We start from the raw sequence: 5,308 nt of genomic DNA on the forward strand, positions 1-5,308 counted from the left end.
AACCAGGGTGGGCTGCGTGTAGCCGTGGAAGAGGGCCGGGTGCGCGTGCAGGAGCGCGGCAGCGATGGCGATCTGGCCGATGCCGGCGATGGCTGGGAGCTGACCGGCAGCCAGAGCCTGGACTGGCAGCCAGGCCAGTCGCCCCGGCGCGACAGCAGCGCGGAAGAGGTGGCGGCTTGGCGCAATGGCTGGCTGGACTTCCGCCACGAGCCGCTGGGCCTGGCGGTGCAGCGCCTGGCCCGTTACTGCCCAGTGCCCTTGCAGGTGGCGCCGGATGCCGAGCATTTGACGATTTTTGGCCGGGTGCGCATTGCCGATGCCCGCGCCTGGCTGCAGCTGCTGCCGCGCAGTGTGCCGGTGGTAGTGCGCGAAGAAGGCCAGGGCGCGGCGCGCCGCATCACGATTGCACGGCGCAAGGCGCAGAGTTGAGCGATGGCGTGCATGCACTATGGACCGGCAGACGGTCATTTAAAAATACTTGCACTGGCGTTGAGGGAAAACTGCGTCTCGTTCGTATTACCTCTTGTGAACCACATGAGGAAAGTACCCTACGCTATGTCGCACCCCTGCAAACGCCACCTGATTGCCCTGGCCATTGCCGCCTTGGCTGGCACGGCCTCGGCCGCTGATTTTGATATTTCCGCCCAGCCGCTCGACAGCGCGCTGGCCCAGCTGGCCCGCCAGGCTGGCCTGCAACTGATGGCGCCACCGGCGCTGGTGCAAGGGCGCCCGGGCGCCGCCGTCAAGGGCAGCATGAGCGCCCAGGATGCCGTGCGCCAGCTGCTGCGCAACACCAACCTGGTCGCCCGCATCGAAGGCACAACCCTGGTTATCGACAACGGCCAGACCGCAGGCGAAGTGGCCTTGAACCCGGTGGTGGTGACGGCCCCCGCCACCCGCGCCGGCGACCGCCCCGAGGCCTATGCGGGTGGCAAGCAGGCGCGCGGCAGCCGCATTGGCATGCTGGGCGACCAGGATGTGATGGACACGCCTTTCTCCACCGTGGCCTACACCGCAGAAGCGGTGGCCGACCAGCAGGCACGCACCTTGGGTGAAGTGCTGGCCAACGACGCCTCGGTGCGCCTGACCACCGCCTCGCAGGGCTTTAGCGAAGACATCCAGGTGCGCGGCTTTGGCATCAGCGGTGGCGATGTGGGCCTCAACGGCCTCTATGGCCTGACTTCGGCCAGCCGCGTGCCGGCCGAGATTCTGGAGCGTGCCGAGCTGCTCAAGGGCCCGGGCGCGATGGTGGGTGGCATGCCGCCGGGCGGAAGCATTGGCGGCGCCATCAATGTGCAGACCAAGCGTGCGGGCGATGAGCCGCTCAACCGCGTGGGCCTGCAGTACCTGGGCCGCGCGCAGTTTGGCACCAGCGTCGATATCTCACGCCGCTTTGGCGAGAACAAGGAGTGGGGCGTGCGCGTCAATGGCGCAGCGCGCGGCGGCGAGGCCAGCATCCGTGGTGGCGACCAGAAGCTGGGCGTAGGCGCAATCGCCGTCGACTACCGGGGCAGCAATCTGCGCTGGTCGCTCGACGCCTATGCGCAGCGCGAAGAGATGGAAGATTTTCGCCCGCAGATCGGCTTCAACCCGGCGCTCACGTCTCTGCCCAAGCCACCTAATTCGCGCAGCAACTGGTTCCCCGATACCGATCTGTCGCTGGACGACAAGGTCATCGCCTCGCGCCTCGAAGTCGATCTGAACGACCAGGTCACGGCCTTTGCCGGCATTGGCTACCGCAAGGGCAAGGCCCAGCAGATTTTCCCGACCACGACCACGTCGATGAATGCGGCCGGCGACTTCACGGTGCGCAGCAGCTTCTATGACTCCTACACCGAGACCAGCAGCGCCGATCTGGGCCTGCGTGCCAAGTTCGCTACCGCCGGTATCAAGCATTCGCTGGTGGTCAGCGCCTCCGACCTGCGCCAGGAGTCCGGCAACGCCTATGTGGCTGGCCTGACCACGTCGCCATCGAACATCTACAACCCTGCGCCCTTGCCGCCGGTCGAAGGCGCGCGCACCGAGCCCAACAAGGCCTCCAAGGCGCACAACTACGGCATCGCGGTGACGGACACCCTGGCCCTGGCCGATGACCGCCTGCTGCTGACGCTGGGCCTGCGCCGCCAGACGGTGGACCTGCGCAACTTCAGCACTGCCACCGGCGCGCAGACCAGCAGCTACGCCAAGAGCGCGACCACGCCGCTGGTCGGCCTGTTGGTCAAGGCCAATGACCAGGTCTCCGTCTACGGCAACTACACGGCCGGCCTCTCGCGTGGTGCCACGGCGCCCAACACGGCGGTCAATGCCGGCGAGGTGTTTCCGCCGTTCAAGTCCAAGCAGTACGAAGCGGGTGTGAAGGTGGATTGGGGCAGCTTCATGACGACGGCCAGCCTGTTCCAAATCAGCCGCCCCAACAGCATGACCGACCCGACCACCAACATCTACAGCTTTGATGGTGAGCAGCGCAACCGGGGCCTGGAGCTGGCCGCCTATGGCGAGCTGCAACGCGGTCTGCGCTTGATGGGGGGCCTCACCTTCAACCGTGCCAAGGTCACCAAGGCAGCGCAGTACCAGGGTAACGATGCCTATGGCGTGCCCAAGATCAATGCCAACCTGGGCGCCGACTGGGATGTGCCCGGCGTGCAGGGCCTGTCGGTCAACGGCCGCATGATCCACACCGGCTCGGCCTGGGCCAGCAATGCCAACACCCTCAAGCTCTCGGGCTGGACCCGTTTGGATGTGGGTGCGCGCTACCGCACCCAGGTCAGCGGCAAGGCGGTGGTGCTGCGTGCCAATGTCGAGAACCTGACGGGCAAGAACGTCTGGTTGATCAGCGGCAACAACTACCTGACCTTGAGCGCACCGCGTACCGTGGTGCTGTCGGCAACGGTTGATTTTTGAGAACCTGCGGGTGGTCTCCGCGCAGCTGCGTAGAGACCGCCCACCGGTTCTGGGGAGTGGGCTGCGGGAGCGCACAAGGCGCCTGCAGCATGTTTATCAAAAAAGGAGAGAGAGCATATGTTGAAGAAATCCCTGTCTGCCCTGAGCCTGGCCGTGCTGGCCATGTCCGCCCAAGCCCACCAGGTCTGGCTCGAGCCCGCCGGTGCAGACAATGCCGTGGTGCTGCGCTTTGGCGAGTTTGGCGACAACCTGCGCGAAGCGTCCCCCGGCCTGCTGGACCACTTTGGCAAGCCCCAGGGCGTGCTGATCAACGCCAAGGGCGAAGAAAAGGCCGCTGCCGGCAACAAGACCGCCAACGGCTTTGCACTGCCTTTCAGCGTTCAGGCGGGCGAGTCCATCGTGGCGGAGGACGCGAACTACCCGCTGTCCACGTTCAAGCGCGATGGCAAGGATGTCACCAACTGGTACCACCCTGCTGCACGCCTGGTCACCGGCTTTGCCGCGCAAAAGCCCAAGCTGGCGCTGGACCTGACCCCGACCGGCAAGGACGGTGAGTTCAAGGCCACGTTCAAGGGCCAGCCGCTGGCCAAGACCCAGGTCGCGCTGGTCACCCAATCGGGCTGGATGAAAGAGGGCCACACCGATGCCCAAGGCCTGGTGCAGTTCGACCTGCCATGGCAAGGCCAGTATGTGGCCGAGATCAAGCACAACGACCGCACGCCCGGCGAGCGCGCTGGCGAGAAGTACGACGGCGTGAGCTATGTGACCTCGGTCACCTATGTGAAGCCTGAGGGCGTGGCCCCAGTGGCGGCTGGCCCTGTGGCAACGCCTAACCCGGCCAAATGACCAGCCAGGCGCTGAGCGGCGCCTTGCGCGCCGCGCTGGCCAAGGCCTGCCGGGTCGGCCCGCTGCTCTCGCGCATCGTTGCCGCCATTGGCGGCGGCTATGCGCTGGCGGCGGTGGCCAGCGTGGCCGTGCTGGCCTTGCCGATGGCCAAACCCCAGGCCGTGCTGGCCGGCACCATGGCCAGCTTTCTGGTCTACACGGGCGCGGTGATCTGGGTGTTTGCGGTGCGTTCGGCCACCCGTGCCTGGGTGGGGCTGCTGCTGGCCGCAATACCGCTGCTGCTGGCCGCCTGGCCGGTATGGAATGGAGTGACTCCGGCATGACTGCCATTGATAAAAAAGATAGCAAACCGAGCAAGCCAGCGGTACGCGGCATCCGCCAGACCATGTCCGACCTGCATATCTGGGCCGGGCTGCTGGTGGGCTGGATCCTGTATGCGATGTTTCTCACCGGCACGGTGAGCTACTTCAAGGAAGAGATTTCGCAGTGGATGCGGCCCGAGCTGGCCCACCAGGCCGTGGTGCCCGATGCTGCCGAAGTGGCACCGCGCGTGGCGCAGGTGCTGGAGCAAGTGGCCCCTGGCAGCAACCAGTGGAGCCTGGGCATGCCCGATGCGCGCAACAACGTCGTGAGCGCGTTCTGGCGGATTGCCAAGCCCGAGAAGGGCGAGCGCGGCTTTGGCAGCGCGGTGTTCGATCCGCAGACCGGCCAGAAGGTGGCCGGCCGCGAGACCGTGGGCGGTGAGTTCTTCTACCGTTTCCACTTCCAGTTCCATTACATGCCCGTGCTCTGGGCCCGCTGGCTGGCGAGTTTTTGCGCCATGTTCATGCTGGTGGCCATTGTCAGCGGCGTGATCACGCACAAGAAGATCTTTGTCGACTTCTTCACCTTCCGCTGGGGCAAGGGCCAGCGCTCCTGGCTGGATGCGCACAATGCGCTGTCGGTCTTCGGGCTGCCTTTCCACGCGATGATTACCTATACCGGCCTGGTCACCTTGATGGCCATGACCATGCCCTGGGCCAGCAGCGCCGCATTCAAGACCCAGGCCGAGCGCCAGGCCATGCAAAGCGAGCTGAGCGCCTTCATCCCCGCTGGCAAGCCCAGTGGCGTGGCCGCGCCGCTGGCGCCCCTGGGCGATATGGTGCGCCAGGCCCAGCAGCGCTGGGGCGAGGACCGCATTGGCCGCGTCACGGTCAACAATGCCGGCGATGCCTCGGCACGCGTGATCGTCACCTATGGCGATTTCGAGCGCGTGTCGATCAGCCCCAAATACATGCTGTTCGAGGGCAGCACCGGCAAGCTGCTGGAGGTCAAGGACCAGGTCGGCGCAGCGGCTGAAACGCGGGGCGTGCTGTACGCCCTGCACCTGGGCCGCTTTGGCGACAGCACCGTGCGCTGGCTCTACTTCCTCACCAGCCTGGCGGGCACGGCCATGGTCGGCACCGGCCTGGTGATGTGGACCGTCAAGCGCCGCACCAAGCTGCCCCATCCGGACAAGCCTTACTTTGGTTTCTGGCTGGTGGAGCGGCTGAACATTGCGGCGATTGCCGGCCTCAGCATC

The 5,308-nt window shown here is 65.9% G+C and carries 4 protein-coding genes and 1 pseudogene; all 5 read left to right on the top strand.

Features of this window, described 5'->3' with window-relative positions; all coding sequences use genetic code 11:
• A pseudogene (locus H928_RS0117340) lies at window positions 1-429 on the top strand (iron dicitrate transport regulator FecR); the annotation flags it as partial.
• Between the two features lie 126 nt (window positions 430-555).
• Window positions 556-2,901 carry a TonB-dependent receptor gene (locus tag H928_RS0117345; protein ID WP_021027637.1) on the top strand — a complete coding sequence of 782 codons (2,346 nt, stop codon included), beginning with the start codon at window positions 556-558 and terminating at the stop codon, window positions 2,899-2,901.
• Between the two features lie 120 nt (window positions 2,902-3,021).
• The gene (locus H928_RS0117350) at window positions 3,022-3,747 is read left to right on the top strand and encodes a cobalt ABC transporter substrate-binding protein (protein ID WP_373604927.1); all 726 of its coding nucleotides are present in this window, start codon (window positions 3,022-3,024) and stop codon (window positions 3,745-3,747) included.
• Window positions 3,744-4,070, top strand: coding sequence for a DUF3649 domain-containing protein (locus H928_RS0117355; RefSeq protein ID WP_021027639.1), 327 nt, complete (start codon window positions 3,744-3,746; stop codon window positions 4,068-4,070). The genes H928_RS0117350 and H928_RS0117355 overlap by 4 nt, the downstream gene beginning before the upstream one ends.
• On the top strand, window positions 4,067-5,308 hold a 1,242-nt coding region (locus tag H928_RS0117360), incomplete at its 3' end, for a PepSY domain-containing protein (RefSeq protein WP_021027640.1). The genes H928_RS0117355 and H928_RS0117360, both read left to right, overlap by 4 nt.

This window comes from Comamonas sp. B-9, assembly GCF_000410635.1.
GTDB lineage: Bacteria > Pseudomonadota > Gammaproteobacteria > Burkholderiales > Burkholderiaceae_C > Comamonas.

Coding starts and splice junctions, on each gene's coding strand:
- H928_RS0117355 (WP_021027639.1), top strand. CDS start 3,744: ATGACCAGCCAGGCGCTGAGCGGCGCCTTGCGCGCCGCGCTGGCCAAG.
- H928_RS0117345 (WP_021027637.1), top strand. CDS start 556: ATGTCGCACCCCTGCAAACGCCACCTGATTGCCCTGGCCATTGCCGCC.